Origin of the sequence: Phenylobacterium sp. (assembly GCF_036502675.1) — a bacterium.
Taxonomy (GTDB): domain Bacteria; phylum Pseudomonadota; class Alphaproteobacteria; order Caulobacterales; family Caulobacteraceae; genus Phenylobacterium.
The window spans coordinates 1-26342 of record NZ_DASXYF010000006.1 but is presented as its reverse complement, the minus strand read 5'-3'; the positions used below and the strand labels follow the sequence as shown (position 1 = coordinate 26342).

At 69.2% G+C, this 26342-nt stretch carries 39 protein-coding genes and 1 tRNA gene; 13 read left to right on the top strand and 27 right to left on the bottom strand.

Features of this window, described 5'->3' with window-relative positions; all coding sequences use genetic code 11:
* Positions 1-5: 5 nt before the first annotated feature.
* The 3 genes from rfaD to kdsA form a co-directional block, all read right to left on the bottom strand.
* Positions 6-1007, bottom strand: coding sequence for an ADP-glyceromanno-heptose 6-epimerase (gene rfaD / locus VGL30_RS01055; RefSeq protein WP_331535872.1), 1002 nt, complete (start codon positions 1005-1007; stop codon positions 6-8).
* The gene (gene rfaE2, locus VGL30_RS01050; protein ID WP_414694939.1) at positions 1004-2464 is read right to left on the bottom strand and encodes a D-glycero-beta-D-manno-heptose 1-phosphate adenylyltransferase; all 1461 of its coding nucleotides are present in this window, start codon (positions 2462-2464) and stop codon (positions 1004-1006) included. Before rfaE2 ends, rfaD begins: the two co-directional genes overlap by 4 nt.
* Positions 2465-2539: 75 nt before the next feature.
* A complete protein-coding gene (gene kdsA / locus VGL30_RS01045) occupies positions 2540-3391 on the bottom strand; it encodes a 3-deoxy-8-phosphooctulonate synthase (protein WP_331535868.1) in 852 nt (283 codons plus the stop codon).
* A gap of 288 nt (positions 3392-3679) precedes the next feature.
* Between kdsA and VGL30_RS01040 the strand changes: the two genes are divergently transcribed.
* From VGL30_RS01040 to sseA, 3 genes are read left to right on the top strand one after another with little or no spacing between them, the layout of a single operon-like run.
* Positions 3680-4837 carry a cyclopropane-fatty-acyl-phospholipid synthase family protein gene (locus VGL30_RS01040; RefSeq protein WP_331535883.1) on the top strand — a complete coding sequence of 386 codons (1158 nt, stop codon included), beginning with the start codon at positions 3680-3682 and terminating at the stop codon, positions 4835-4837.
* Positions 4838-4879: 42 nt separating this feature from the next.
* Complete coding sequence (locus VGL30_RS01035) at positions 4880-5884, top strand: cysteine synthase A (protein ID WP_331535866.1); 1005 nt, start codon at positions 4880-4882, stop codon at positions 5882-5884.
* Positions 5869-6723 (top strand): 3-mercaptopyruvate sulfurtransferase, encoded by an 855-nt coding sequence (gene sseA, locus VGL30_RS01030; RefSeq protein WP_331535864.1) that lies wholly within the window; start codon positions 5869-5871, stop codon positions 6721-6723. The genes VGL30_RS01035 and sseA overlap by 16 nt, the downstream gene beginning before the upstream one ends.
* Positions 6724-6906: 183 nt before the next feature.
* Here sseA and VGL30_RS01025 read toward each other — a convergent pair whose 3' ends face one another.
* A complete protein-coding gene (locus VGL30_RS01025; RefSeq protein WP_331535862.1) occupies positions 6907-7848 on the bottom strand; it encodes an amino acid ABC transporter substrate-binding protein in 942 nt (313 codons plus the stop codon).
* A gap of 219 nt (positions 7849-8067) precedes the next feature.
* On the opposite strand from VGL30_RS01025, the gene metC reads away from it, so the two are divergent.
* Positions 8068-9228 (top strand): cystathionine beta-lyase, encoded by a 1161-nt coding sequence (gene metC / locus VGL30_RS01020; RefSeq protein WP_331535860.1) that lies wholly within the window; start codon positions 8068-8070, stop codon positions 9226-9228.
* A gap of 153 nt (positions 9229-9381) precedes the next feature.
* Here metC and VGL30_RS01015 read toward each other — a convergent pair whose 3' ends face one another.
* The 3 genes from VGL30_RS01015 to VGL30_RS01005 all read right to left on the bottom strand — a co-directional run bounded on the left by VGL30_RS01015 (position 9382) and on the right by VGL30_RS01005 (position 10197).
* A complete protein-coding gene (locus tag VGL30_RS01015; protein WP_331535858.1) occupies positions 9382-9729 on the bottom strand; it encodes a GFA family protein in 348 nt (115 codons plus the stop codon).
* Positions 9730-9811: 82 nt separating this feature from the next.
* Positions 9812-9888: transfer RNA gene (locus VGL30_RS01010), tRNA-Arg, on the bottom strand.
* A 3-nt stretch (positions 9889-9891) separates the two neighbouring features.
* Positions 9892-10197, bottom strand: a complete 306-nt coding sequence (locus VGL30_RS01005; RefSeq protein WP_331535856.1) for an ETC complex I subunit — start codon at positions 10195-10197, stop codon at positions 9892-9894.
* Between the two features lie 212 nt (positions 10198-10409).
* Between VGL30_RS01005 and VGL30_RS01000 the strand changes: the two genes are divergently transcribed.
* The 9 genes from VGL30_RS01000 to VGL30_RS00960 are packed head-to-tail and all read left to right on the top strand — an operon-like array spanning position 10410 to position 12932.
* Positions 10410-10652, top strand: a complete 243-nt coding sequence (locus VGL30_RS01000; RefSeq protein ID WP_331535854.1) for a hypothetical protein — start codon at positions 10410-10412, stop codon at positions 10650-10652.
* Positions 10649-11005 carry a hypothetical protein gene (locus VGL30_RS00995; RefSeq protein ID WP_331535852.1) on the top strand — a complete coding sequence of 119 codons (357 nt, stop codon included), beginning with the start codon at positions 10649-10651 and terminating at the stop codon, positions 11003-11005. Before VGL30_RS01000 ends, VGL30_RS00995 begins: the two co-directional genes overlap by 4 nt.
* Positions 11002-11235 (top strand): hypothetical protein, encoded by a 234-nt coding sequence (locus VGL30_RS00990; RefSeq protein WP_331535850.1) that lies wholly within the window; start codon positions 11002-11004, stop codon positions 11233-11235. The genes VGL30_RS00995 and VGL30_RS00990 overlap by 4 nt, the downstream gene beginning before the upstream one ends.
* Positions 11232-11516 (top strand): hypothetical protein, encoded by a 285-nt coding sequence (locus VGL30_RS00985; RefSeq protein ID WP_331535848.1) that lies wholly within the window; start codon positions 11232-11234, stop codon positions 11514-11516. Before VGL30_RS00990 ends, VGL30_RS00985 begins: the two co-directional genes overlap by 4 nt.
* Positions 11513-11719, top strand: coding sequence for a hypothetical protein (locus VGL30_RS00980; RefSeq protein WP_331535846.1), 207 nt, complete (start codon positions 11513-11515; stop codon positions 11717-11719). The genes VGL30_RS00985 and VGL30_RS00980 overlap by 4 nt, the downstream gene beginning before the upstream one ends.
* Positions 11716-12051 carry a hypothetical protein gene (locus tag VGL30_RS00975; protein ID WP_331535844.1) on the top strand — a complete coding sequence of 112 codons (336 nt, stop codon included), beginning with the start codon at positions 11716-11718 and terminating at the stop codon, positions 12049-12051. The genes VGL30_RS00980 and VGL30_RS00975 overlap by 4 nt, the downstream gene beginning before the upstream one ends.
* 4 nt (positions 12052-12055) lie before the next feature.
* Positions 12056-12244, top strand: coding sequence for a hypothetical protein (locus VGL30_RS00970; protein ID WP_331535842.1), 189 nt, complete (start codon positions 12056-12058; stop codon positions 12242-12244).
* Positions 12241-12666: a hypothetical protein gene (locus VGL30_RS00965; RefSeq protein ID WP_331535840.1), complete on the top strand. Its 426-nt coding sequence runs from the start codon at positions 12241-12243 to the stop codon at positions 12664-12666. Before VGL30_RS00970 ends, VGL30_RS00965 begins: the two co-directional genes overlap by 4 nt.
* Positions 12663-12932: a hypothetical protein gene (locus VGL30_RS00960; RefSeq protein ID WP_331535838.1), complete on the top strand. Its 270-nt coding sequence runs from the start codon at positions 12663-12665 to the stop codon at positions 12930-12932. Before VGL30_RS00965 ends, VGL30_RS00960 begins: the two co-directional genes overlap by 4 nt.
* Before the next feature lie 216 nt (positions 12933-13148).
* On the opposite strand, the gene VGL30_RS00955 is transcribed toward VGL30_RS00960, so the two are convergent.
* From VGL30_RS00955 to VGL30_RS00860, 20 genes are all read right to left on the bottom strand, one after another.
* Complete coding sequence (locus VGL30_RS00955) at positions 13149-13775, bottom strand: hypothetical protein (RefSeq protein WP_331535836.1); 627 nt, start codon at positions 13773-13775, stop codon at positions 13149-13151.
* 79 nt (positions 13776-13854) lie between these two features.
* The gene (locus VGL30_RS00950; RefSeq protein WP_331535834.1) at positions 13855-14067 is read right to left on the bottom strand and encodes a hypothetical protein; all 213 of its coding nucleotides are present in this window, start codon (positions 14065-14067) and stop codon (positions 13855-13857) included.
* Positions 14068-14359: 292 nt separating this feature from the next.
* Positions 14360-15397, bottom strand: a complete 1038-nt coding sequence (locus VGL30_RS00945) for a hypothetical protein (RefSeq protein WP_331535832.1) — start codon at positions 15395-15397, stop codon at positions 14360-14362.
* A 10-nt stretch (positions 15398-15407) separates the two neighbouring features.
* A complete protein-coding gene (locus tag VGL30_RS00940) occupies positions 15408-15680 on the bottom strand; it encodes a hypothetical protein (protein ID WP_331535830.1) in 273 nt (90 codons plus the stop codon).
* On the bottom strand, positions 15677-16102 hold the full coding sequence (locus tag VGL30_RS00935; protein WP_331535828.1) for a hypothetical protein: 426 nt from the start codon (positions 16100-16102) through the stop codon (positions 15677-15679). Before VGL30_RS00935 ends, VGL30_RS00940 begins: the two co-directional genes overlap by 4 nt.
* 49 nt (positions 16103-16151) lie before the next feature.
* Positions 16152-16343 carry a hypothetical protein gene (locus VGL30_RS00930; RefSeq protein WP_331535826.1) on the bottom strand — a complete coding sequence of 64 codons (192 nt, stop codon included), beginning with the start codon at positions 16341-16343 and terminating at the stop codon, positions 16152-16154.
* A gap of 2 nt (positions 16344-16345) precedes the next feature.
* Positions 16346-16729 carry a hypothetical protein gene (locus VGL30_RS00925; protein ID WP_331535824.1) on the bottom strand — a complete coding sequence of 128 codons (384 nt, stop codon included), beginning with the start codon at positions 16727-16729 and terminating at the stop codon, positions 16346-16348.
* Between the two features lie 120 nt (positions 16730-16849).
* Positions 16850-17128, bottom strand: a complete 279-nt coding sequence (locus VGL30_RS00920; protein ID WP_331535822.1) for a hypothetical protein — start codon at positions 17126-17128, stop codon at positions 16850-16852.
* Positions 17125-17463 carry a hypothetical protein gene (locus tag VGL30_RS00915; RefSeq protein ID WP_331535820.1) on the bottom strand — a complete coding sequence of 113 codons (339 nt, stop codon included), beginning with the start codon at positions 17461-17463 and terminating at the stop codon, positions 17125-17127. The genes VGL30_RS00920 and VGL30_RS00915 overlap by 4 nt, the downstream gene beginning before the upstream one ends.
* Positions 17464-17497: 34 nt before the next feature.
* The gene (locus VGL30_RS00910) at positions 17498-17950 is read right to left on the bottom strand and encodes a hypothetical protein (RefSeq protein WP_331535818.1); all 453 of its coding nucleotides are present in this window, start codon (positions 17948-17950) and stop codon (positions 17498-17500) included.
* Complete coding sequence (locus tag VGL30_RS00905) at positions 17947-18333, bottom strand: hypothetical protein (RefSeq protein WP_331535816.1); 387 nt, start codon at positions 18331-18333, stop codon at positions 17947-17949. Before VGL30_RS00905 ends, VGL30_RS00910 begins: the two co-directional genes overlap by 4 nt.
* A gap of 159 nt (positions 18334-18492) precedes the next feature.
* Positions 18493-18957 carry a hypothetical protein gene (locus VGL30_RS00900; protein ID WP_331535814.1) on the bottom strand — a complete coding sequence of 155 codons (465 nt, stop codon included), beginning with the start codon at positions 18955-18957 and terminating at the stop codon, positions 18493-18495.
* A complete protein-coding gene (locus VGL30_RS00895) occupies positions 18947-19297 on the bottom strand; it encodes a hypothetical protein (protein ID WP_331535812.1) in 351 nt (116 codons plus the stop codon). The genes VGL30_RS00900 and VGL30_RS00895 overlap by 11 nt, the downstream gene beginning before the upstream one ends.
* Positions 19298-19373: 76 nt before the next feature.
* Positions 19374-19763: a hypothetical protein gene (locus tag VGL30_RS00890; RefSeq protein WP_331535810.1), complete on the bottom strand. Its 390-nt coding sequence runs from the start codon at positions 19761-19763 to the stop codon at positions 19374-19376.
* Positions 19764-19769: 6 nt separating this feature from the next.
* Positions 19770-22877, bottom strand: coding sequence for a hypothetical protein (locus tag VGL30_RS00885; RefSeq protein WP_331535808.1), 3108 nt, complete (start codon positions 22875-22877; stop codon positions 19770-19772).
* A 6-nt stretch (positions 22878-22883) separates the two neighbouring features.
* A complete protein-coding gene (locus VGL30_RS00880; RefSeq protein ID WP_331535806.1) occupies positions 22884-23342 on the bottom strand; it encodes a hypothetical protein in 459 nt (152 codons plus the stop codon).
* Entirely contained in the window at positions 23342-23608 is a 267-nt protein-coding gene (locus VGL30_RS00875; protein WP_331535804.1) for a hypothetical protein, read from the bottom strand. The genes VGL30_RS00880 and VGL30_RS00875 overlap by 1 nt, the downstream gene beginning before the upstream one ends.
* 3 nt (positions 23609-23611) lie before the next feature.
* Positions 23612-23896: a hypothetical protein gene (locus VGL30_RS00870; protein ID WP_331535802.1), complete on the bottom strand. Its 285-nt coding sequence runs from the start codon at positions 23894-23896 to the stop codon at positions 23612-23614.
* Between the two features lie 87 nt (positions 23897-23983).
* A complete protein-coding gene (locus tag VGL30_RS00865; protein WP_331535800.1) occupies positions 23984-25933 on the bottom strand; it encodes a hypothetical protein in 1950 nt (649 codons plus the stop codon).
* On the bottom strand, positions 25933-26342 hold a 410-nt coding region (locus VGL30_RS00860; RefSeq protein WP_331535798.1), incomplete at its 5' end, for a hypothetical protein. The genes VGL30_RS00865 and VGL30_RS00860, both read right to left, overlap by 1 nt.

Sequence of the window (26342 nt, the reverse complement as noted above, 5' to 3'; positions counted from 1 at the left end):
GGGACTCAGCGGTAGGGGTCGGGCTGGGTGAGGAAGCGGCCGACGTAATCGGAAATCCCCTCTTCCAGCTGCGTGAAGGGCCGCTGGTAGCCGGCGGCGCGCAGGCGGTCCATGCGCGCCTCGGTGAAGTACTGGTACTTCTCGCGGATCGCCGGCGGCATGGGGGTGTAGTCGATGGCCGGCGGCTTGCCGGCGGCGGCGAAGACGGCGTTGGCCATGTCCTCGAAGCTGCGGGCCTGGCCGCTGCCGAGGTTAAAGATCCCGCTGACCTGCGGCGCGCCCATCAGCCACTGGACCACGTCGGCGCAGTCGCGGACGTAGACGAAGTCGCGCTTCTGGCCGCCGTCGGCGATATCGCCGCGGTAGGACTTGAAGAGCTGCACCGCATGGCCTTCGCGGACATGGGGCCAGATCTGCGCCGCCACCGACTTCATGGCGTGCTTGTGCTCCTCGTTGGGCCCGTAGACGTTGAAGAACTTCAGCCCCACCCACTGCGGCGGGGCGTAGCCGCGGGCGGCCTGGCGGGCGGCGAAGATGTCGACCAGCGCCTTGGACCAGCCATAGGTGTTGAGCGGGCGCAGGCCCGCCAGGGCCTCGAAGCCGTTGTCGTCGTCGAAACCCTGGCCGCCGTCGCCGTAGGTCGCCGCCGAGGAAGCGTAGATCAGCCGCCGCTGGCGATCGGCGCACCAGCGGAACAGGTCGCGCGACAGGGTGAAGTTGGAGTGGACGATCTTGTCCGCATCCGGCTCCGTAGTGGAGGAGACGGCGGCCATATGGATCACCATCTCGATGTCGCGCCAACGCTTCTCCAGCCAGTCGAACATCGCCTCGGGCGCCACGAAGTCGCCGATCGGGTGTTTGGCGAGGTTGCGCCACTTGCCGAGCTCGGCCTCGCGCAGGCGGTCGCAGACCACGACGTCGAGGTCGCGGTCCTCGGCCAGCCGGGCGACCAGGTTCGAGCCGATGAAGCCGGCCCCGCCGGTGACGAAGGCGATGCGGCGGCTCATGGCCCGACCTCTTCCTTGCCGGCCATCCTGGCGATGGCCGCGGTGGTGGAGAACCCCTCCACCAGGGGCGCGAGACGGACCTCGCCGCCCCAGCCGCGCACCAGGTCGCCGCCCACCACCTGGTCCTCGGCATAGTCCGCGCCCTTGACCAGCACGTCCGGGCGGGCGGCCTCGATCAGGCGGAGGGGGGTGTCCTCGTCGAAGGGGGCGACGAGGTCCACGGAGCCCAGGCCGGCCAGCACCATGGCGCGGGATTCCAGGTCGTTGACCGGCCGGCCGGGCCCTTTCAGCGCGCGCACCGAGCGGTCGCTGTTGACGCCGACGATCAGCCGGTCGCACCAGGCCCGGGCCTGGTTCAGATAGGCCACGTGGCCGCGGTGCAGGATGTCGAAGCAGCCGTTGGTGAAGCCCACCTTCAGGCCCAGCGAGCGCCAGCGGGCCACCTCGGCCTGCAGCCGCTGGATCGTGGCCACCTTGGCCTCGGCGGGGGCGAAATGGGCGCTGAGCGAGGCCTCGATCAGCTCTTCCGGCGAAACGGTGGCGGTGCCGACCTTGCCCACGGCGACGCCGGAGGCGAGCTGGGCGAAGGTGATGGCCCGCGCGATCGGCGCGCCGGCGGCCATCGCCAGGCCGAGGGCGGCCAGGGCGGTGTCGCCGGCGCCGGAGGCGTCGAACACCTCGCGGGGCGTGGAGCGGAAATGGCGGACGGGCTGACCGCGCTCGGCCAGCGAAATCCCCTGGGCGGCGCGGGTGACCAGCACGGACTGGGCTTCGCAGAGCTCCAGCGCGCGGACCAGGGCCGCCTCGACCTCGGCGTCGGTGTCGGCCGGCATCTCGGTGGCGTAGGCCAGTTCGGCGGCGTTGGGCTTGACGATGTGGACGGCGCCGTAGCGGGCGAAGCTGCGAGCCTTGGAATCGACGATCACCCGGGCGCCGGTGGCGGCGGCCTGGCCGCAGGCGGCGATGACGGCGGCGGTGGCCACGCCCTTGCCGTAGTCCGACAGCAGGATGACGCCCGCTCCCTTGCCCACGTCGCGGATGGTGCGCACCAGGCGCTGCTCGACCGCGCCGGTCACGGGGCGCGCCTCCTCCAGGTCGACCCGCAGCAGCTGCTGACCGCCGGAGACGAATCGGGTCTTGAGCGTGGTGGGGCGCGACGGGTCGGTGACCAGGAAGCCCTCGACGCCGGTTTCCGCCTCGACGAGCCGCAGGGCCTGGTGCGCCTCGGCGTCGCCGCCGACCACGCCCACCAGCGCGACATGGCCGCCCAGGGCCGCGACGTTGCGGGCGACGTTGCCGCAGCCGCCCAGCATCACCAGCTCGCGGGTGCGGGCCAGGACCGGGATCGGCGCCTCGGGCGAGACGCGGCCCACGTCGCCGTAGACGAAGCGGTCGACCATCAGGTCGCCGACGCAGGCCACCCGCACGCCGGGCACGGCGGCCAAGACTTCCTGCAGTTCGCTCAGGTCCATGGGGGCAAGCCTCTGCGGCCTGACGGGCGGCCGGTCAAGCCGGCGTGGTCAGACCAGTGGTCAGGGGCGGACCGCCGCATGCACCGCCTTCAGGGTGGCCAGCAGCGCCGGCGCCTCGGCCAGCGGCAGGCAGCTCGGGGCGTCGCAGAGCGCCTTGTCGGGATCGGGGTGGAACTCCAGGAACACGCCGTCGGCGCCGGCGGCCACCGCCGCCCTGGCGATCACCGGCACGCCCTCGCGCCGGCCGCCGGTGGAGGCCCCCCCGGTGCGCGGGTCGGCGCCGGGCAGCTGCACCGCGTGGGTGGCGTCGATGGTGACGGGCACGCCCAGCCGCTGCATCTGGCCGATGCCCAGCATGTCGACCACCAGGTTGTTGTAGCCGAAGGAGACGCCGCGCTCGCAGAGCACCAGCAGGTCGCGGCCGGCCGCCTCGCGGACCTTGGAGACGATGTTCTGGACGTCCCAGGGGGCGAGGAACTGGCCCTTCTTGACGTGCAGCCAGCCGCCGGCGCGCTCGACGGCGCGGGCCGCGGCGACCACCAGGTCGGTCTGGCGGCAGAGGAAGGCCGGGATCTGCACGAGGTCGGCGACGGCGGCGACCGCCTCCGCCTGGTCCGCCTCGTGGATGTCGGTGGCGACGGGGACGCCGACCTCGGCCTTGACGGCGGCCAGCATCTCCAGGCCGGCGGCCAAGCCCGGCCCCCGGTAGCTGGAGATCGAGGAGCGGTTGGCCTTGTCGAAGCTCGCCTTGAAGACGAAGGGCAGCGCCAGCGCCCCGGCCGCGGCCTTCAGGGTCCGGGCGGTGGACAGCGCCAGGTCGAGGTCCTCGAGCACGTTGAGCCCGGCGATCACCACCAGCGGCGCCCCCTCCCCGATCGAGATGTTCCAGCGAGGCAGCGCAAGGGCGGTCACGGTCGCCGTCTCCCGGGCGGTTGGCGGTAGACGCTAAGTGGCGCGCGCACCCGAGCTTCACAAGCTTGAAAACGGTCCGGCGAAACCAAACTTATCGATCTCGCGTATCTGCCGGATGGGACGCAGGCGCCTGCGTTCCCGTTCGCGCCGATCCCGTGTTAAGCTTGGCCAAAAGACGAGGGAGCAGACATGAGCCTCGTGGAGGACAGGTCCCTGGCGGCGTCGGCCGCATCCCCCCGCGCCTTCCGGCGCCTCCCCGAGCTCGCCGGTGCGCCGGCCGCCTTCCGAATGGTCCTCAGGGCGGTCGTACGGGGCTGGCTGGTGGGGGCGGTCACCTTCGTCCTGCCGTCCGGCCGCGAGCTGCGCATCGCCGGCTCCAGGCCCGGGCCCGAGGCGCGGCTGATCGTGCGGGACTTCCGCTTCATGCGCCGGGTGCTGGCGGCCGGCGCCATCGGCTTCGGCGAGGGCTACGTGGCCGGGGAATGGGAGACGCCCGACCTCTCGACCCTGCTCACCACCTTCAGCCTGAACTGGGACCGGCTGGCCCAGGCGCTGGCGGGCCATCCGCTGGTGCGGGGCGCCACCCACCTGAAGCACCTGTTCCGGGCCAACACCCGCAAGGGCTCGCGGCGGAACATCCACGCCCACTACGACCTGGGCAACGCCTTCTACGCCTGCTGGCTCGACCCCGGCATGACCTACTCCTCGGCCCGCTACGCCCGGCCCGGCCAGCCGCTGGAGGACGCGCAGGCCAACAAGTACCGGACCCTGGCCGAGAGCATGAACCTGCAGCCCGGCCAGCACGTGCTGGAGATCGGCTGCGGCTGGGGCGGCTTCGCCGAGTACGCCGCCAAGCAGCTGGGCGCGCGGGTCACCGGCGTCACCATCTCGCAGGAACAGTACGCCTTCGCCCGCAGGCGGATGTTCGAGCAGGGGCTGGCCGAGCGCACGGACATCCGGCTCATCGACTATCGCGACGTCGAGGGCTGCTACGACCGGGTGGCCTCCATCGAGATGTTCGAGGCGGTGGGCGAGCGCTACTGGCCCACCTATTTCGACAAGATCCGCCAGGTGCTGGCGCCCGGCGGCCAGGCGGGCCTGCAGATCATCACCATCAAGGACGAGCTGTTCGCGTCCTACCGGCAGCGGGCGGACTTCATCCAGAAGTACGTGTTTCCGGGCGGCATGCTGCCCAGCGAGGCGCGGCTGAAGGCCGAAACGGCGCGCGCGGGGCTGGCCTGGCGCGGCGCGGCGCGGTTCGGCCAGCACTACGCCGACACCCTGGCCGAGTGGGCGGTGCGCTTCGAGCAGGCCTGGGACGGGATCAAGGTCCAAGGCTTCGACGAGCGGTTCCGGCGGCTGTGGCGCTTCTACCTGAGCTACTGCGAGGCGGGCTTCCGCACCGAGCGCACCAATGTGGTGCAGCTTGCCCTGAGTCGCTCGTAAGACCTCTGTTCGGGGCGAGCCGGGCCGCTTAAGTAGCGCGCCATGACCGTCGCAAACAGCATCCTCGACACCATCGGCGAGACGCCGCTGGTCCGCCTGCGCCGCGCCAGCGAGCTCACCGGCTGCAACATCCTGGGCAAGGCCGAGTACATGAACCCCGCCCAGTCGGTGAAGGACCGGGCAGCCCTGTTCATCGTGCGCGACGCCGAGCGCAAGGGGCTGATCCGGCCCGGCGGACGGATCGTCGAGGGCACGGCGGGCAACACCGGCATCGGCCTGGCCATGGTGGCCAAGGCGCTGGGCTATTCCTGCAGCATCGTGATCCCGCGCACCCAGAGCCAGGAGAAGAAGGACGCCATCCGGCTCTACGGCGCCGAACTGATCGAGGTGGACGCCCACCCTTACAGCGACGAGCGGAACTACATCAAATATTCCGGCAGGTTGGCGAAGGAACTTGACGAGACGGAGCCGGCAGGGGCGCTGTGGGCCAACCAGTTCGACAACGTGGCCAACCGCGAGGCGCATGTGCGGACGACGGGACCGGAGATCTGGCGCCAGACCGGCGGCAAGGTCGACGGCTTCATCTGCGCGGTGGGTTCGGGCGGCACGCTGGCGGGAGTGGCCGAGGCGCTGCGCGGCGAAAAGCCGGACGTGGCGATCGGCCTGGCGGACCCCTATGGCGCGGCGCTCTACAGCTACTACGCCACCGGCGAGCTGAAATCGGAGGGGACCTCGATCAGCGAGGGGATCGGCCAGGGGCGGATCACCGCCAACCTCGAGGGCCTGGCCGTCGACCGGCCCTACCGGATCAGCGACGAGGAGATGTTGCTGGCGATCTACGACCTCGTGGAGCACGAGGGGCTGGTGATGGGCGGCTCGACGGGGATCAACGTGGCCGGGGCGATCCGGCTGGCCAGGGACCTGGGGCCGGGACACACCATCGTCACCGTGCTCTGCGACCACGGCTCGCGCTACCAGAGCAAGATCTACAACCCGGCGTTCCTGAAGGAACGCGACCTGCCGTCGCCGCCATGGCTGGCGTCATGACGCCGGGTCCGCTGGTCTCCACCGCCTGGCTGGCGGAGCGGCTGGGCCGGCCGGACCTGCGGATCGTCGACGCCACCTGGTTCATGCCGGGCGACGGGCGGTCCGGGATCGGCGAACACCGCCGGGCGCACATCCCCGGCGCGGTGTTCTTCGACATCGACGCGGTGGCCGACCCCGCCGCCGCCCTGCCCCACATGCTGCCGACGCCTGGAGCCTTCGCCGAGGCCGCCGGCCGGCTGGGCCTGTCGCGGCAGGCGGCGACGGTGGTCTATGACGGCCAGGGCATCTTCTCGGCGCCGCGGGTCTGGTGGACGCTGCGGGCCATGGGCTTCCCGGACGTGGCGGTGCTGGACGGCGGACTGCAGGCCTGGCTCGCCGAGGGCCGGCCGGTGGCGGCGGGCGACGCGGTTCCCCCGCCCGCCACGGTGACGCCGGCGTTCGACGCCGGGCTGGTGCGCAACCTGGGCGACGTGCAGGCCGTGCTGGCGAGCGGCGCCGCCCAGGTGCTGGACGCCCGGCCGGCGGCGCGATTCCGCGGCGAGGCGCCGGAGCCGCGGGCGGGCCTGCGCGGCGGCCATATGCCGGGCGCCTGCAACCTGCCGTTCGCGAGCCTCATCGGCGAGGACGGACGCATGCAGGGCAAGGCGGAGCTGGCCGCAGCCTTCGCCGGCGCAGGGATCGACCTGGGGAAGCCGGTGGTGACCACCTGCGGCTCGGGCGTCAGCGCGGCGGTGCTGGCCCTGGCGCTGGCGGTCCTGGGCCACGACCGGGCGGCGGTCTACGACGGCTCCTGGACCGAATGGGGCGGACGCGCGGACACGGCGGTGGTGACGGGCTGAGGGCGAGAAGGATATTTGTCCACGAACCACACGAACCTCACGAACCGGTCCGCGCGGCGGCGGCCATCCAGGATCTTGGACCTGACCCACTCCCCGCACACCCCCGGAGCCGGGGGCCGGGACGAGCGGAATTTGAGAGTCAGCGCGTTCGTGGAGTTGGTGGATATCCCTATCTTCAACGCCTCACCGCATCGGCGGCGCGTAGAGCAGGCCGGGCCTGGGGGCGTTCCAGAGGGCGTTGAGGCCGCGGTCGAGCTTGAGGGCCGAATCCTCGCCCACGTCGCGGCGGAAGATCTCGTGGTAGGCGCCGACCTGCAGGATCGCCTGGTAGGCCCAGTCGTCGGAAAGGCCGAGCATGGGGCCCAGGCGCCCCTCGACCCCCAGCAGGCGGCGCGCCTGGGGATCGACGGCGGTCCGGCGGGCCTGGGCGACGGTGCGCGACGTAAGCCCCATCTCCTCGCCCAGCACCAGGGCGTAGACCGTCCAGCGGACGATGTCGGTCCAGGCCGGGTCGCCCTGGCGGACCACCGGCCCCAGGGGTTCCTTGGAGATGACGTCGGGCAGGATCTCGTGGGCGGCGGGATTGTCGAGCACCGAACGAGCTGAGGCCAGCGCCGAGACGTCGGCCGTATAGGCGTCGCAGCCGCCGCCCTGATAGAGGCTGCGGGCCTCGGCCTCGGAGCCCACGCGCACGGCGGCGAGCTTCAGGCCGCGGGCGCGGGAGTAGTCGGCGAGGTTGGCCTCGCTGGCGGCGCCGGCCAGGACGCAGATGCGCGCGCCCGCCAGTTCGTCGGCGCTTGAGAGATGCAGGGCGCGGGCGACCAGGAAGCCCTGGCCGTCGAAGTAGGTGATGGCCGGGAAGTCGAGGCCCAGGCTGGCGTCGCGGGCGTAGGTCCAGGAGGTGTTGCGCGACAGGATGTCGATTCGGCCCCGCTGCAGGGCGGAGAAGCGGTCCTGGGCGGTGACCGGCACGAAGCGGACCTTGTTGGCGTCGCCCAGCGCAGCGGCGGCGACGGCGCGGCAGATGTCGATGTCGAAGCCGCGCCACCTGCCGCTCACGTCGGGAAAGGCGAACCCGGGCAGGCCGGGGTTGACGCCGCAGGTCAGCACGCCGCGCTTGCGCACCGCCGCCAGGGTGGGGCTGGACGTCGAGCTTCACCCCCGCCGGGGTCCTGGGCGCCGGCGGCGGCGCGCGCGGCGCCGGGACATCGCAGGCCGCCAGCGCCAGGAGCAGGATCCCCGCCGCCAGCCGCCTCCTCATGCCGCGCTCCTTGATCGCCCGCGCCGGGACGGGTCTAACTGCCCGGCCACTGTCGCCTCCTGGAGCCTGGGCCCGCAAGCCGCATGGACGAAGAAACCCGCCTGATCCGCGCCGGCTCGACGCCGAAGATCCTGGCCAGGACCATCGGCCCGCCGGTGCAGAGAGGCTCGACTATCCTGCTGCCCGACGCCGCATCTCTCTATGACGACGACAACCAGCTGACCTACGGCCGCCAGGGACTGGCGGCGCAGGCGGCGCTCTGCGAGGCCCTGGCCGAGCTGGAGGGGGCGGCGGGGGTGACGCTCTACCCCTCCGGCGTGGCGGCGCTGAGCGGGGCGATGCTGGCGGTGCTGCAGGCGGGCGACGCGGTGGCGGTGGTGGACACCGTCTACCGGCCGACGCGGCGGTTCTGCGACAAGGTGCTGAGCCGCTACGGCGTGACGGTGGCGTACTACGACCCGCGCCAGCCCGCGGCGGAGATGCTGGCCGCCATGCCGGCGAACCTGAAGCTGGTGGTGGCGGAATCGCCGGGCTCGCTCAGCATGGAGATGCAGGACGTGGGCGCGCTGGCCAAGGCCGCGCAGGCGCGGGGCGCCCTGACGCTGGCCGACAACACCTGGGCGGCGGGGCGGCTGTTCAAGCCGCTGGCGCACGGGGTCGACATCAGCGTGCAGGCGCTGACCAAATATGTCGGCGGCCATTCCGACGTGTTCATGGGATCGGCCGCGGCGGCCGACCCCGCGCTGGCGCGGCGGCTGGCGGACGGGATCAACCACCTGGGCTGGGCGGTGGCGGGCGACGATGCCTACCTGATGCTGCGCGGCCTGCGCACCCTGGCCTTGCGCCTGGCCCGGCACGGCGAGAGCGGACTGGCCGTGGCGGCCTGGCTGCGGGCGCAGCCGCAGGTGGGCCAGGTGCTGCACCCCGCCCTGCCCGGCGCACCGGGCCACGCGCTGTGGGCGCGGGACTTCACCGGCGCCTGCGGCCTGTTCGCCTTCACCCTGGCGGGCGGCTCGCCCGCGGCGGCGGACGCGTTCCTGGATGCGCTGAAGCTGTTCGGCCTGGGGTTCAGCTGGGGCGGCTTCGAGAGCCTGGCCATCGTCTGCGACCCGCAGCTGGCCGCCCGCGGGCTCGCCTGGGACTACGGCGGCCCGCTGATCCGGCTGCACGTGGGGCTGGAGCACCCGGCCGACCTGATCGCCGACCTGGCCGGAGCGTTCGCGGCCTACGACAAGGTGCAATAGCCGCCTGGATCAAGATCCGGTCAAGTTGACCCACTTCCCCGCCCACCGGGCGGAGGCCAGGGAAGGAAAAAGCGTCGTCGCCCTTGAGCTAGCGCCTGTGGCCTTCGCCGGGATGAGCGGAGTTTGGAGCGATCCAATCCGTGTGGATCGCGTCTAGAAGCTCTTTCTGTCCACCGGCACGATCTTGACCCCCGACAGGTCGAGGTCCGGGGCGCAGCGCAGATTGACGGCCACCATCGCCTTGCCGCCGGGGCCAACGCCCCGCGCGAAGGGCTCCACGCCGCACACCGTACAGAAGCGGTGCTGGATGTTGTGCTTGTTGAAGAGGTAGAGCGTCATCGCGCTCTCGTCGCCGGTGACCGTGAATTTGTCCGGCGTCGTGAACCAGAGAAGAAACCCCTTCCGGGCGCAATGCGAGCAGTTGCACTCCATCGCCTGGTCGGGCTCGCCCTCGGCTTCGAAGGCGATCCTCCCGCAATGACAGCTTCCCTTTATGGACACGCCGCTTCCCCCGCACGGACCAAGCCCCCGATGTACGCCTCGTCGGCGTTCACCTCAACTTCTCCCGTGTTTCCCGCCCACCTGGCGCGCCCGGCAGGACTCGAACCTGCAACCGTCCGCTTAGAAGGCGGATGCTCTATCCGGTTGAGCTACGGGCGCCGCTCAATGGGTCCAGGGGACCTTGCGGCCGAACGCGAAGTTGTCGGAGTAGGCCTTGATGATCCGCTTGGCCGGCTTGGAATCGACGAGCTGGAAGGCCAGGCCGTGAGCCTGGGCGTAGCGGACCGCCTCCTCCCGGGTGTCGAAGGACAGCACCACCTGGCCGTTCATGTCGCTGGACTGGGTCCAGCCCATCAGCGGGTCGGAGCGGAGCGCGGAGGCGGGCTCGAACTCCAGCACCCAGTCCTTGGTCTTGGCCTTGCCGGACTGCATGGCGGTCCGGGCCGGACGATAGATGCGCGCGAGCATGGGCGATCCCCGAAAACCTTTCCGCTGGTCGGGGCGAGAGGATTCGAACCTCCGACCCTCTGCTCCCAAAGCTCGCGACCTCCAAGGAAAGTCAAAGCCCTAGATGCAAAACCTGATCCAATCGACCCGAGCGGTTTCAATGACTTACCACGGCCGCGAAAAACGTCCAGGGGTCAGCGCGCCCTTACGGCGATCCCGGTGAGGATAGTGGGGTGAGCGAGATGAAGAACACCACAGCCCTGATGATCGGGTTCGTCGCCTTCACCGGCTTAGGCTTTTCCCTCGGTCGGGTGACGGCGCCGAAGCCAGCCGCTCTATCGTGCGAGCACGTCGCGGCGGGGCCTGAGGCCGGCCTGAACTACTACTTGGACCACCCCGAGGAACTGCCGCACTTTACGCCGGAAGAGACGCGTGAGATCAGCCGAATTCTGTCAGAGGATGCAGCACGCCGATGATCCCGCTTATCCTCGCCGCGGCCATCGCCGCCTGCACCCCCAACGTCAGCACGCCGACCCCTCTGGGGTGGATCTCTACGGTTGATGCCGGCCACACCGACGCCGGACCCTGGCGCCCGGCCGACCCGCTTCTGTTCACCACGCTGCGGCCGAGCAACTTCACGTTTTCCAACGGCGGCAAGACGGTCCTGAGCTTCACGCAGGACGGTAAGGTGATCCCTGGCGATGGCCTGTCGAACGATCAGGCGACCCGCGAGTTGTTCGACGTGATGGTGAAGCATTGGCCCTTCCTGATCGACGCCTGGGCGAAGGCGCAGGGGTGGACGCCGCCAGTGGAAGGGCGCGAGCCGTGAACCGGCGCGCCCTCCTCGCCGGAATCTGCGCCTTGCCGTTCGCTGGCCGGGCCGCCCCGAAACCTGCCTTCACCTATTACCACGCCGGACCGCGGCGCACGAACGGACCGAGCGAGCGCGAGCTGGCCGGAGAGATCACGGCGGCGACCGCCTACGCGCCGCAGTCGGCCAAGGTGTTCACCTTCGTCGCGAACGGACCCTTCAACGAAGACGTGAGGCTGGCCAGATGAACAACGTCAGCCCCAAGTTCCCCGCGGCCGGCGGCCCCATCGCCCCGCTGACCTACGCCAAGGTTGGCGGCCCGCCCGAGGATTGGTGGGGCCTGCGCATCGTCGACCTCGACACACTCCGCGACATCGACGCAGTCGTGGAGGTCGACGCCAAGGCTGGTTGGGTCCGCCACTACGTGCGCGACGCCGACGGCACGTTCCGAGTGACGCCCAAAGGTGACGCGCTCCTGGTGAAGCGGACGCGCGGGCGTTTTGAGATCCGGCGGGGCGCCCAGCCATGAGACCCCCGATCATCCCCGACACCCGGCCGCCGACCTTCTGGCGCGCGCTGGTCTGGAATGAGACGGCCGCCGAAGAGGTGCCGTGGGACCCGTGCTGGTGCATGGGCCCGCAAGGTGACGATCCCTACTGCCCGTGCGAGATGCGGCGGCGGGAGGTAAAGGTCGTCTACGTTGAGGACCAGCCGTGGAGGACGAGGCCGTGAGCAAACACGACGACTGGCAACCGATCAGCACCCTGCCCGAGCACTTCAAGGACGGCGGCCTGGTGGTCGTGAAGCGGGTCTATCAGCGGCAGCTGGTCAGCGAAGGCCCGGCCCGGTTTGCCGCCAGGGCGGCGGATGCACCTGCCCGCGCCCCGCTCAAGGAGTTCCCCCTTCCCGGCCGGCTGCCATACGAAGAGAGCCAGGAGGTCCGCGATGAATATTGCGATCGCCTGGCCTGGGTGATCCCAGATCGGATGTACCTGTTCCCTGAACCTACGCACTGGAGCCCGGCGGGGACCGAGGCGCTGCGTGCTGGAGAGTCGGTAGGGTGAGGCGATGAACCCCTTTGCCGCCACAGCCCTATTGCTGCTGATGTTCAGCATCAGTGTCTGGGCCGGGGCCAATCTGAAAAGGCAGAACTACCTCGGAAAGGTCTGGGGCTGCAGGGCGATGCTCGTTTCGCATGTCGCCCTGCGGTTTCTCATCGTGGCAGCGATCGTCGGAATTTGGGCCGTGAAGCCATGAGCGAACGAAAATTCATCGTCGGCCAGACCGAGCCCGCCAATATCGGGTTCTCGATTTCCGCCGAGGCCGCCGAGCGCTGGGGCGATCCAGACGCCCCGCACACTGTCCGCCTGACGCGCAACGGCGTCAGCCACACCTGGCTCGACATCCGCGCCGAGCGCCTGCCGGGCGGGGAGCTTCGCGTCTCGCTGAGCCCCGTGCCCCCGGAGGTTCAGGCCGCCATGGCGCCGAAGCCCAAGCCCAAGCCGCCACCCGGCCCCGCCATCGACCTGGACGCCGCGGCGAGCGCAAACCTCACGGTCGGGGGGCTGCGGCGCTATGAGGACTACAAGTCCGAGCTCTATGCGGCCGGCAACGACCCGGGGGATATCGACGACACCCTTTCAGGGTTCATCTGGAGCGAGATCGAGGACGACGAATGAACGACGACACCCCGACCTATTGCGGCCAACCGCCCAATCAAGGCGAACTCAGTCCACACCTATTCGAAGGCGAGGGATTCGCGACGCTCCAGTGCGGAGGAACGACCGTCAGTCTCGGATATGGTGCCCTGCATCTAATCACTGGATGGCTTGCGATAGGCGCGCACGGTTACGGCCGCCAGCACATTTCCGGGCCAATCAACCACGCGTTCCAGGCCATAACTTGCGAGGCGATGATCGCTTCGCGGCGCGAAGGGGACGCATGAACACCGCCACTCACTGGATGCCGCTGCCCGAGTCGCCATCGTGACCGTTGCTGAGCTGATCGAGGCGCTGAAGGCGATGCCGGCGCATGCAGAGGCGATGCTGCCGTTCTATGGCGGCGCGCCAGAGTCGATTGAGAAGGTGCAACTGACGACGCTCATCCGCGAGCAAGGCCCCCTTGCGAAGGGGCGACACGGGTACGCGGCGCTCGGCCACGCTTATTCGGCGGCGGCGGCCTTTTCAGCTTCGCGCTCAACCCAGATGGCGTCCCACCAGCGCTGGCACCAGGACATGTAGCTGGCGGAGAGCAGTATCCCCACGATTTGAACCGGGAGCCTCACCCGGCCCGCGATTTGCTCGTGCGATTGTCCCTCAGCGATATCCTTGCGACGCAACTCGATGGGGTAAAGCAGTTCCCATGATAGCCGCTCGGCGAGTTGCTCGGACCGCACGGCGATATTCTCTTGGGCGTCGATTTCGACGATGGGGACGACCAACTTCTGGAGCGTGTCCTTGCCGTCAGGTTGCCAGTCCTCGGCTTTGTCCAGCAGGAGTTGACACAGCTCCTTAGCGATCACCGCGTGCTTGAAGCGTTCCGAGATATTCTTGACGACGTAGACGATGGCCCGCTTGCCATCGTCGTAGACTTCGATGTGGCCGAAGATATGATCGGTCTCAACATCCACCTGCTTGAATTCGACGACGACGCCGCAGAGCTTGGTGACGTGGTCGGCAAGCTGACGGAGGGACATGTGGGTGGAGTCGATGCCCGAATCCCACAGAGCCTCGTTCAGACTACGGGCGCAGCGGAACAAATCGTGCAGCTTCTCGATAATCGTCGTCATGACTGCGACTCATGAAGAAAAAAGCCCCAGCGGATGCCGGGGCTTTCGCCATAGTCTTATACTTATGTGACGGCCTCAATCAACCCTGAGCAGGCATCGGACCTTTGTCGGTGATGGTGAGCGCCTCAACCGAGCCGGACTTGATTGCATCGAAGATGCGTCCGGCTTCGGCGCACACCTTTTCAGGCGTGGCGCTCCCCTCGTCGTGAACATAAAACTTGATGTCCACGAGTCCGTTGTTCCGGCGCTCGGCGAGATGATCGGCGAGCGACGTGCATGCGATATCGGTCATGGCTTGCGCTCCTCTGCTGCCGTTATCGTGTGGCCCCAACGGTTAAGAGCCGTTGAAAGTTCACTCCGATAATAGGGGATTTGGCGCAGGAAATCAACTTCGGGCCTAGACGACCGCGAAAAAAGTTGATCCGCCTGCCCGGAATCTCCTACGTACGGAGTCTCTACATACTTCCCGCGCCTATGCGCAAGTGACGTTTTTTACTAATCCTTTTCCGGGGGGCTCGCGAACGGCGTTCGCGACTCGCACGCCGCGAGCGGGCCGCAAAATTGATCGCGGCGGCGCGGCGGCCTCACCCCACCGCGAACGCCTTGACGTAATCCGCGGTCATGTAGGCCGGCAGCGCGGGCGCCTCCATCGCCTCCTGCCCGTCCCAGCCGCCCACCGCCAGGTCCAGCAGCATGTACCACCTGGTCCCCCTGGGGTACTTGTTGGCCTTGACCGAGCCTGGCACCACGACGCCGTCGAGCACGGTGCTGATCGAGTTCGCGGTCACCAGCAGGCCGATGTCGTGCCAGCCCGGGGTCCAGAGGTCGGGCCAGATCGAGAGGCCGTCGCCGCCATGGTAGGTGATGAACGCCCGGCGCGGCTCGTTGATCATGCCCTCGTAGGCGTCGAGCTCCTTCCACTCGGGCGACAGCCCCATCGTGCCCGGCGTGGGCAGCAGCCAGAACGCGGGCCAGCAGCCGGGCGTCAGCGCGTCGGTGTTGAGGCGCGCCAGGAAGTAGCCGTACTCCTGGGCGAACGAGCGCTCGGTGGTCAGCAGCGCGCCCAGCCGCTTGACGCCGGTCCCCGAGGGCGTGGGATGGCCGCCGTAGTACTGCTGCAGCTGGCCGTTGGCCGGGTCGGGGTTGGCCAGCAGGCTGAGGCGGGCCTGGCCGCCCACGATCCTGACGGTCTCCACGCCCTTCTGCGTGCCGGGCGGGTCGGTGACGCCGGAGCCGTCCGCGCGATAGGCGGTGGGGTAGTAGGCGTCGGTGTAGACCTGCAGGTCGTTGGCGCCCTGGCGCGAGCCGGCGTCCTCCCATCCCTGGTCGATCTGCTGGCCGTAATAGGCCGAGCGCTTCCATGGGGCCTTGGGGTTGAACACCGGATGCCAGGCCATGCGCGACTGGTCGGTGAACGGCTCGTCGAACAGCAGCTGGCCGACGCCCGGGGGAAGCTTGGACATCAGCGGCTTGGAGGCGGGCGGGGTCGGCGCGGGCGGCGGGGCCACGATCACCGGCGGGACCGCCGCGGCCTCCAGCTTGGCCAGGCGCGCGTCGGTCCTGGCGACATAGGCGTCCAGCTTGGCGTTGAGCGCGGAGACGGTGGTGGGGGCGGTGGCCATGGCGATGTCCTTATCTGCAGGCGGCGAGGACGGACCACGCCTCGGTGATCCACTGGTTCTTGAGCAGGCGGCCGGCGGCGATCAGCTGATAGCGCTCCGCGGGGCCCGGCGCGGCGCGCAGGGCGGCGTCGGTGTCCGCGGTGGCGGGCGGGGCGCGGAAGTCCTTGGGCGCGCAGGCGGCCGCGACCGGGACCTTGACGAGCTGGGTGACGATCTTCGGCGCGGGGGCGTGGGCGCAGCCGCAGAGCGCCAGGGCGGCCAGGACCGCGAGGTTGCGGTTCATTTCAGCGCCCCCAGCACCGCCTCGTCAGCCGAAAACACCCGCGCGCAGGCGTCCACGCCGACCGGCCAGGCCTGCATCAGCCGCGCATACCGGGCCTCCACGCTCCCCCGGCCCTTCTCCGCCCCGCGCAGGGCGAGGGAAGCCGCCCGGAGCCGCCTGTCGCTGTCGGCGGCCCATGCGGCGACCTGGGCGTTCTGCGCCGTCACGGCGGCCTGCAGGGCCCCGGCGTTGGCCGTGCAGGTGTCGAGGCGGGCCTGGATCGCGGCGACGGCTCGGCGGGACGCGGCGCGCTCATGGGCGACGCCGGCCGAGTAGCCGCATTGGCGCTGGGCGAACAGCGCCGCCGCCAGCGCCAGCGCGATCCCGGCGTAGCGGCCCGCGGGCGAGCGGGCGAAGGCCCAGATGACCGACAGGAACGGCATCAGATTCGCCCCTCATTATGCTTGACACCACCCATTGTCGGCGGTCGTCTCAGCCCCTGAGCTTGGCCTGGGCCCGCTCGTACAGCGGCTCATTCGCGGCCTGCAGCGCGGCCAGGGCGGCGGTGATCTGCGCCTGGTCGTCGCTGTGCAGGACGCTCAGGCCCTGCTCCACGAGCGGCGCGAGGCCGCGGGCAAGTTGAGTGGCGCCGTTGATCAGCGCGAGGATGGTGGCGACTTCCATGGTCAGGCAGCCTTCTTTCCGGGGATGAGCTGCCACACGGTGGACAGCAGGTTCTGGGCGGCGGAGATCTTGGCGCTGTAGGTCTTGGCGTCGCCGGCCACGTAGGCGGTCCGGCCGGCGATCAGCGCCTCGTGGGCGATCTTGAGGTCGTCGGCGATCTGGACGGCCAGCGGGGAGCCGGGCTTCAGCAGGCCAGTGTCGACCGCAACGATGGCGCTTTGGTTCGCGCCGTTGAAGGCGGCCTCGGCGACGTACATCGCCTTGTCGTCGGCCAGCGTGCCGGACAGCACGCCCTGGCTGTCGGAGAAGACCGGCGACTGGCAGCCGGAGCAGCCGGCAGACAGCAGGGCCACGGCGGCGAGCGCCGCGGCGGTGAAGGCTTTCATGGGGGATCTCCTGGGGTGGTTGCGGATTGCGTTTTCAGTTAGCGTTGCCGCGTCGCCTGCTCGCGGGAGGGGCCGCGATCCTCGTGGAACCGATTGACCGCGAGTGGGCGGCGGCTCAGGTCAGTTGACGGTGTCGCGCGCCTCTTGCATCTGGCGCAGCATGTATTCCGAGAGACCCGCTTCGTCCGTGCTGCGGATCGTCGCCCAGGGCGTCTCGATTATGATGACCTTGTCGTCCATCACGATGCCGACCTTGAAGCTTTCCTTGGCCCTGGCGGCTTCGATCTTCTCGGCGAACCTGGCGTCGATCTTTTCCCCGCGCTCGGCAGCCTTGAGCGTGGATGCAATCTTGTCGGCCCGCGCCCTCAGGGTGCTGAGCGGAGAGTGCTTGGTTGTCATGTTCCGACCCTCGGACCGTCGGAGCCGTCCATTTCGTACCAGGTGAACTCGCCGTCCTCGCCGACCGGAAAGTGCTTGCCGCAGGTCGCGCAGAACGTCCCGCTGTAGAAGAACGGATCGCGGGCGTAGGTCTCGCCCAACGCGCGGCCCATAGTGGTGACCGCTCCGCAGGTCTGGTGGCGGTAGGCGTCGCGGTAGGGCCGTACGAAGCCCTTCGCTCGCTCTTCGGCGGACAGGACGACGTAGCCCTTCTGCATGCCCGTGGCGGGGTTGATCTCGCGATGATCCGGCGTGACCGGAGAGCCATCGGTGAGGGTGGTTTTGGGTTCGACCATCATTGCCCTCCCGGGCGGCTGTCTGCGATTTAGGTCAATACTGCGCGTGCCAGCGAACTAGCCCGCCCTCGTGATCGAGGAACTTGCGCAGGCCTGTCGTGCGCCTGATCGCAGCTATGACCTGGGCGCCGCGGTCGCCGCTCATCGGCTGCACGTCGAAGGCTTGACCGGAGAAATGCTTGCTGAGCCGGGCCTTCTGATTGTCGTCCCAGTGCGCCATGATCGTCATCAAGCCCATGGCGATCTCGGGCGCCGTATCGGCCTGCGGATTGGCGTCGATCCAGTGCTGGAGCGCGGCACTTTCGAGGGTCGCGGAGTAGGTCTGCGCGATCCAGCGGCGGTTCCTGACGACGTTCTGCGACATGGCGCGGGCTTGGTCGGCGACCTCGCGCCGGCCGGAGGTGAAGACGATGCCGGGGAATTGGCCCTCGAGCGCTTCGGCGGCGGCTTTGGCCGCGCCTACGAGGCCGAGTTCGGCGGCTTTCATGGCGACTCTCCAGGCTTGAGCGGAATCCCCAGATCGGTGTCCGCCGGCACGACGGGTGCGCTGGGGTCGGGCGCCGGCGTCGGCCCAAGCGGCGCAGCCGGCGATGGCGGCCCTGCCCCGGCGATCTGCGCGAGCGCGGCGTTGGCCGTCTTGCCCCCCGCCGATCCGCCCACCCAGAACCCGGCGGCCGCTACGGCGATGGTGGTGATCGTGCCCAGGATCGTGCCCAGGATGCCGACCATCACGGGGTCGATCGGCCGGCGCAGGATGATCAGCACCAGCACGGCGATCAGCGACAGGCCGAGCTCGCCCAGGGCGATGTAGGTGACGATCGCGGCCGTGCTGGTTTGCTCGCGCACGGCGGGCGCGTTGGTGTCGGGCATCGCGAGCGGCCTCCTATGATCAGGGGCGGAAGGTTCGACGCGGGCGTGACGCCGTACTCGGACGGGGGGCGGTAGCCGGGGATCTCGCCGGCCATCAGCGCGGCGATCGCCTCAGGCGTCAGGTCGTTGTCGTCAGCCGGGGCGGCTTCACCGGCAGCCTCAGCCGTCGCGGGTCCGTTCGTCATCCATGCCCCCCGGCATCGCGTTGACGTTGGCGCCCAGGGCCCGCAGAACCTCCCCGGCCTGGGTCTTCGGAAGGGCGGCCGGCGCGAGCTCCGGGTTGCGGCGCAGGGCCAGCTCGACCTCCTGCAGCCGGTCCCATTGCTGGCCGGCCATGTGGTGGCGCCAGAGGCAGGCCACCGAGGCCACGGCGAGGTAGGCCATCGCCAGTGCGCTCATCGCGCCCCAGATGTTGATGTGCCCGACGATCTCGCTGTGGTTGGCGATCGAGAGGAAGTCGGCGGCCCGCACCGCGAACGTCATGCCGACCGCGGCGAACCCCCAGCGCACCGAGCGCGGCAGGGTGATCCACGACTTCCTGGCGGGGTCCGACGCCACGTGGAGGAAGAAGACGGAGGCGGCGCTGACCGCGCACAGCCCCCCAGCCATCTGATCAAGATTCATCAGGTTTCGGTCCCTTCATGGCGGCGAGGACGGTCGAGGCCAGGCGCGGCGCGAACGAGATCAGGGTGGGCGCCGTCGGGTTGGCCATCAGCCCGATCAGCACCGCGACGGCGTTGAGGTCGCGGGCCTCGGTCAACCCGCGCGAGACGATGATCCAGGGCGCGAAGGCCGCCGCCCCGATCGCCCCGACGATCAGCGCGATCGCGAACTCGACGAGGCAGGCGAACGGCGACTCGCCGTGCTCCTTCGGCGAGGCGATGCAGGCGCTGAGGCGCGGGCCGGCATAGATGAACGCGCCGAGAAAGCCCCAGACCGCGGGCTGCACAAACAGATGCTCCACACGCGAGCCCCCTCGGGTTGTGGGTGATTGGGCCGCATGTCGAGGGCGGCGGAAGGTGCGGGGTCGTCGCGCCGCCTCAGCGCTGGAGCACGCGGACCTGGAAGCTGTCGTCGACGATGCGCGGCGGCGCTGAGGTGGTCGTGACCCGGCAAGTGACGTTGTAGATCTTGCCGGGCGCGCCGCCCTGCAACCACACCGTGGCGGTGGTGCTGTCGTGGGCCGACGGGTGGTCGAGACCCCCGACCGTCAGGTCGGCCGGGGCGCCCGTTAGCGTGGACCAGTCGCCGGCCTGCACGATCCACAGGACGCTGGCGATGTGCTCGCTGTTGGCGCCGTCGAGGAAGGCCGACCAGTCGCGCCTGTAGTCCTTGGTGTCGTCCGGGTCCTTCTGGATCCAGGGCAGACCCTGAGACAGGCTCGCTCCGTCGGGAGCCTGAAAGCCCTGGACGATCTTGGGTGTGGCCATCTGGGCTTACCTCGAGCGGTTTTCAGGGGCGACCGGAAGCGCGCGGGCCTCAGCCGGGACGGCAAGGTCACGGCGCTCGGCGACGACGGACTGGGCCCGGCTTTCCGCGGCGACAGCCAGCAGGCGAGGCTCCCAGGTCACTATCAGGTCGCGGGCCTCGGCGGGGACCGCCAGGGTGCGCTCCGGCGGGGTAGAAAACAGGCGTAGGATGAATTCGATCAGGCCGGCAATCCCGCCAGCTAAGGCCGCCAGGGCGCGCGCCAGCCCCCGGGCGACAGTCCCCTGAGTTGAAGCGGATACCGAAAACGCCTTGCCGATAACTTTCCGCGTCGATGCGGCGCCCGGGACGCCTGCGGTCATGGCCTTGCCGGACCGTCGGCTCATCGCGGCGACCGCCGAGGCGGTGGCGGCCAGTTGAGCGCCAAGTGACCGCAAAAAACTCAGAGAGCCGGCCGGCGATGTCGCGGCGGCCAGTGACCGTCCCGGGCCGCGAACGGCCATAGCCGCGGCGGCGGTGGTCCGCGCGAGGCCCTTTCCCATCTTGCGGGCCATCGAACCTGTTGCGGTCCCCATGGCCTGCAGCGGACGACCCAGAGCGCGGATGGTCGTGGCCGTGCCCAATGCTGCGGCTTGCAGTGCGCGCCCCGGCGCCTTGGCGATGACGGCGACCGGAATGCTGGCCGCCAGCGCGGCTTTCGCCGACGCATGCAAGAGAGAGGTCGGCGGCGTTATTGTAGCGGCCAGTTTCTTGCCAATGCCGCGCCCCATTGCGCCGGCCGGGGTCGTCGTGGCGTTCAGGCCGCGCGCCAGGCCGCGCAGAACTGAGCCAAGCGGGGTTGTGGTTGCAAGCGCCGTGCGCAGAAGCGTTTTAATGGCTGCAGCGGCAGCGAACGAGGCGGCGCTGGCCTGCACCGCATGGCCGGTCGAGCGGATCAGCGACGCGACCGCATTGGCCGTGGCCTTGAGCGCCTTGCCGGCGCCGCGGGTCATGGTGGCGACTTGGCCGGTGGTGGCGCTCAGCTGCTTGCCGACGCCGCGCGCAATGCTGGTCGGCGGCGTGGTTGCCGCCGAGGCGGCCTTGAGGATCACCCGCAGCGCCGAGAGGATGGCGGCGACCGTTGACGCCGCACGGAACCCCTTGGCCGCCGAGCGGACCAACCTGGCTGGGGGAGCCGTTATTGCCGCCAGGCTGCGGCTAAGGCTGCGCACCAATGAGGATGCCGGCGTGGCCGCGGCGGCCAACGCCTTTCCGGCAGATCTCACTAGGGATGCCATGGGTGCGGTTGTGGCGCCGATGGTTCGGACCAAGCTACGCGCAAGGGTGGCCGCGTTAGACGCGGTGGCGCTTAACAACTTGCCGCCCGAGCGGACCAGGCGAGCCCCGGGCGTCGTCGTGGCCGCGAAGCTGCGGCCCAGGCTGCGTAGAACGGAGCCGAGCGGCGACGTGGTGGCCAGGGCCGCCTTTCCGATCGACCTCAGAACGCTCGCGGTGCGGGATGCGACGGCGTTCAACGCCTTGCCGGTAGATCTCACGATCGCGGCTGCAGGCGAGGATGATGCGGACAGCGCCCGCACCATAGCGCGGATCACATTGTCTGTTGACGTCGCGACTGCGGCCAACGCCTTGGCTGTCGATCGCACGATGCCCGCAACAGGGGAAGATGCTGCGGTCGCCGATTGATTGTAGGTCGCGCCGCCGCCGCCCGGCGTGAAGACCTTGCTCAGCGCGGCGAGGAGGCTGGACGCCACCTGCAGAGGCTTGCCGCTCGATCGCACGATTTGAGACGCTGGCGTCGAACTCGCTGACGCCGATTGCGTATAGGCGATCGGGACGATGGTCAGGTTTTGGATTTCGGTGTCGCCGATCAGTCCGCCATCGGTCCAGATGACGAAGAAGCCTAGCGTAGCCCCCGATGCCCCGAAACTCTGGTCGCCGAACTTGGACTTGAGCAGCGTCGATCCCGATCCGGCCCCCGCGGCCAGGGTTTCGCTGGCCGAGACGACCGTCCCCTTGTTCGCCACCCCCTTGATCGTGCCGGCGACACCCGAGACAGCGTACTTCAGCGCCATGTCGACGCTGCCTGATCCGAGGGTGATCGTATGCTCGCCGGTATTGCTCTGCAGATCGCAATACTGCGTCCCGGCGGGTGATCCGAAGGCCCCCGCCCCGCACTGCATGAAGCCGTAGTTCGTCACGTTCATGGACAGCAGGAAGTGGGCCGGGCTTTGGCTATTGCCCCCGGTGGTGGTGATCAGGACCGAGCGCGAGGTCAGCAGCAGGGCGTTTTCGACCGCCGCCGACAGGGTGTAGGCCCCGGCGCCGTCCGTCGTGATGGCTGTGGTCAATCCGCCGGTCGTCTCGGTCCCGTTGATGAAGGTGCGGTTTCCCGCGACATCCACCGCGATGGCCGGGATCGAGCCGTCCGCCAGGACGAAAGGCGCCACCCACGACGGGTAGGTCACCTCGGGCTTCAGGGCGACCTGCAGCCAGGCGTAGGTGACGCTGGAAGCCTGGGTGGCGGTGGAATCGCCAGTCGCCCCGGCCGTGGCCTTGGCCCCGTCCGCCAACCCGATACCACCGCCAAAGCCGGACGAGGTGGTGTTGTCCGCCCGCTCCGTGACCCCGGTCAGGTTGGCGTTGGCCCAGGCCGAGAAGGTAGTGCTCGCCGCCGCGTCCCGATCGGTGGCCACCGCCATGACGATCAGGCAGTTCGCGACCGTGGTGGTGATCCCGGTCAGACTGATCGAGGTCGAGGCCGCCGCCGCCCCGCCGGCCGTCAGGTCCCAGGGATTACCCGAGATGACGCAGCCCGAATAGGCGGCGATCTGGGCGGTCGTGTGGTCCCCGGTGTCGGCGACGGTCGGCGCCGTCTCGCTGGCGGAGGCGCGCTTCCAGAAAACGCCGAGCCGAACGCCGCCGGCCGCGTTGGCTGTGCCAGTGCTCTGGGGGCTATTGGTGAGCTCAGTATACCCGGTTGGCGCGGTGATCGCTTGGTTGGCGCTCTCGACGAACAGCAGGAAGATGTCGTTCGTCGTGTACCCGGCCGGCAGGCCCGGAGTGACCGCCGCCGTGCCGCTGGCGAAGGTCCCGACCGACCGGAACTTGACGGCCATCCGGGCTTAGCCCGGCACGAACTTCAGGCCGAACGTAAAGGTGATGCTGTCGCCCGACACCACGTTCACCGCCGTGAACACCGAGTGGGTCAGCATGTTACCGGCCGTCACGTTGTCGAAAAGTCCCGCCTCGGTGATGGCGAGCGTGCTGCCGGCGGTGACGGCGCCAGCGACCTGGTAGTTGTCGTTGGTGTTGGTCACAGTGGTTCGGCTCTCGGTGCCGACCGTCCTGCCGCCTGCCGTGGTCGGCGCGCTTTCGGTCTGCAGCGCCGTATCACCCACCGCCGCCGCCGTAGTCCCGATCCCCCAGCCGATGTTCTTGGGCGCGGTGCCGGCCTGGGTCACGCGGTTGGTGACGATCGCCGCGCCGGCATTGGTGAACACCGTGGCCAGGAGCACCAGCCCGCGGCGGATCAGGTCATCGAGGATGCCGCCTTGCGGGCGGGGAAGCGCGATAGCGGACATCAGGCGGCGTCCTTTTCAACGGCGGCGACGGGAGTTTCGGGGGCGGAATAGGTGACGACGATCTTCGCTCCGACCGCGAATATCGCCAGATCGGCGGCGAGGTCATCGGGGATGTAGGACTCGGTCTGGCTCTTGCCGCCGTCGTCGGCGACTAGTTCTACGGTCAGGCCGGAAACGGTGACCTCGGTGGGCTTACCGTTGACGATAGCGACGCATTGCACCGCCTCCTGATTGCAACTGTGGACTGTGTAAAGGCGGGTGAGCATGGGTCAGTATCCTTTCGCGAGGGTCATCAGGGCCTTGCCGAGCCATAGAAACAGCCTGGCGATCAGGGTGGTGGGCGAGCGGCCGGTGAGCACCGCGCGGACGCTGATCTCAAGTCCCGGTAATTGGGCGGTCTCGCCGCAATCCGGGCAGACGCCGGCCGGGCTGGGCGGACGGCGCGCCAGCGGATGCGGGGCGTGGCAATGCGCGCAGCGGCGCAGCAGCTGGTGGACCATCTCGGGTTCGTAGTGGCCGGCGGAGGGCCGATTGACGTCCATCGCATGCGTCATGGAAAATCCTCCGGCGGGGCGCCGTTCTGGTGGTGCTGAAAATTCAGGGAGGCGAACGGCGTTCGCGACGGACGCCTGAGCGCCCGGCTAGATCCCGCTCTGCACGGCAGCCTGGATTTGACCAGTCGTGAGCACGGCGCCCGCCGAGCCGCCGGCATACTGCGGCGCGATCACCAGCAGGCGGGTCTTGGCCCCAGGCCAGGCCTCGTCGCCATAGCCGCTGCCCCAGAAGTAGCCGCCGGTGAACGCTTGAGTTGGCTTGGACGCATCGGCGGCGACCGGGCAGCTCGCGGCGTTACTGAGCCCGATGGCGATCTTGGAGCCGCCCGTGCCGACCGAGGCCACGGCCCGCATGGCGGCTGCGATGTTGGAACCGGTGTAACCGCCGATGTTGGCGAGGTTGTCGGCGCCCGCTCCGATTATAACGTCCGAATTCGGCGGGCTGTCGCCGCCATGCCAGTAGTAGAGGAAGCGGTCCTGGTCGTCGCCGAACAAGCCGTGATTGACGAGATCACCACCACTGCCCTCCCACAACATCACGTAGGCGGAGACGTCGAGGGCGGAGATCGAAGCTGCGGTCAGGGCGCGGGTCGACAGGTCATGCACGGCGGAAACGGCGACCGCCCCGGTCCCGGCGATATAGGCCCGGCCGTTGACGTAATCGACTTCGATCAGCGCGTTGGCGTTCCACCAGGGCGCCGGATAGCCGCCGACGTCCGTCACCGTGATGCTGTAGATCGGCCCGACCAGCTTCTCGCCGGTGGGTTTCACGCCCTCGATGGCGAAGGTCAGCGTCGGCTGCGTCGCGAAGTCGAGGCCAATGCCGGCGACCCGCAATTCCGCCGTGGACGGCGAGGTGATCACCGCCGCCACGCGGCTTGGATACGCCGTGATGACGTTCAGGGCGGCGACGCCAGGCGCGAGCGCTATGTCCGCCAGCGCCGTGCCGACCGCGAGGTTCTCGGCGGCGCCGGAAAGGTAAGTTGATTTAATGGCCACCGGACACACAGATGGCGGCGCTATGGCGGGCGCGGTGTAGTTGGTGTTGGTCGGCTCCACGAACATGCCGATCGCGGCGACATCCATCGCCAGGGTGGCCAGTGATGGCTTGCCGGACGACCCCTCCCACGGGTAGCCCCAGGCCATGTCGTGAATGAAGGCGACGTGCTTTTGTGCGTAAACCCCTGTGGGGAGACCCGAGACCAGGTTTTCGCGGATCAGCGTCCAGGCGCCGCCGTCAATGTTGCCATAGAACTGGATGCGGTCGGCAAGCCACAGCGACCCTATTCCGATCCGCTTGTTGCGGACGTCTCCGGTATCCCAGACGCTGAAGCCGCCGCCCGTTCCTTGAACGGAAGACCGGCTGCCATGGGCCCCCGTTCCATCTTCCAAGCTCTCTTGGCTGTCCGTCTCAAGGTGCGGAACGAGCGTGTCGTTCGGGTAGGCGTGGTTGCCCGCCTCCCATGTCCAGTGCAGCGCCGTAAACGCCTTGTCGCTGCCGTCCTGGCGCAGGTAGCCATAGGTGACGAAGGCGCAGGGCGGCGCGGCTTCGACCTTGCGATAGGTCGATGTGAGCGCCGAACAGTGCAGCGCCGCACCGGCCGCCGCCGCCCCGTTCACGTCGCCGAACTGGCTGGCCATCAACGCCGTCATGTCCGAGCCGGTCGAGGCGCGGGTGTAGTGCCGCACGCCGGCGCCGGGAATGAACTCGATCTCGCCGAGCGGGCGCGCCAGCAGGTACTCCGCCGGCAATCCCGGAGCGAAGGGGTCGACCTGCACGTCGTAGCCGTAGCCTGGCAGACCGACCTTGCTGAACGGGCCGCCAACGGACGCCTGTTCCCGGAAGAAGAACCCCGCCGGCTTCATTTCGCCCCTGTCCGCCGCGATCCCGTCGTCGGTCTGCGCGGAGGCCAGAGAGACGCCGCCGAGCGCAACCCAGTCGCGCCAGTAGCGTTCGACGTAGTTGCTGGGGACGAACGACGGACGGTGGCTGACCTTGGCCTTCCGCCGCTGGAATATCAGCGATGATGGCGCCATCAGTCCTGCTCGATGTTGGGCGTGAGGGTGAAGGTCTTGCCTGACTGCGGGGTGAAGGCCGCGTTGGTCTGCAGGTCCCAGTAGACCGTCTGGCCGGACGCCAGCTTGACCGACTTGGCGAAGCCCGACTGCGAGGTGAGGATCGCCGCCGCGCCGTCCGCGAACTGTTCGAAGACCCCGGCGAACGTCCCCAGGTAGTTGAGCCCGGCGCCCGAGGTCGCGACGGCGTAGGCGCCGTTGTCGCCGTTGGTGAAGGTGGGCGCCGCGATCCAGAGCCGCACCGTCACCTGCACGCCGGAAAGGCCGGTGGTGTGGTTGCTGGCCAGCCGCAGCTCGGCCACGCGGAAGGAGCCGGCGGCGACCCGGGTCGCGGTGAAGCTGGGGACCGTCACGGAGCCCGCCGTGGTGG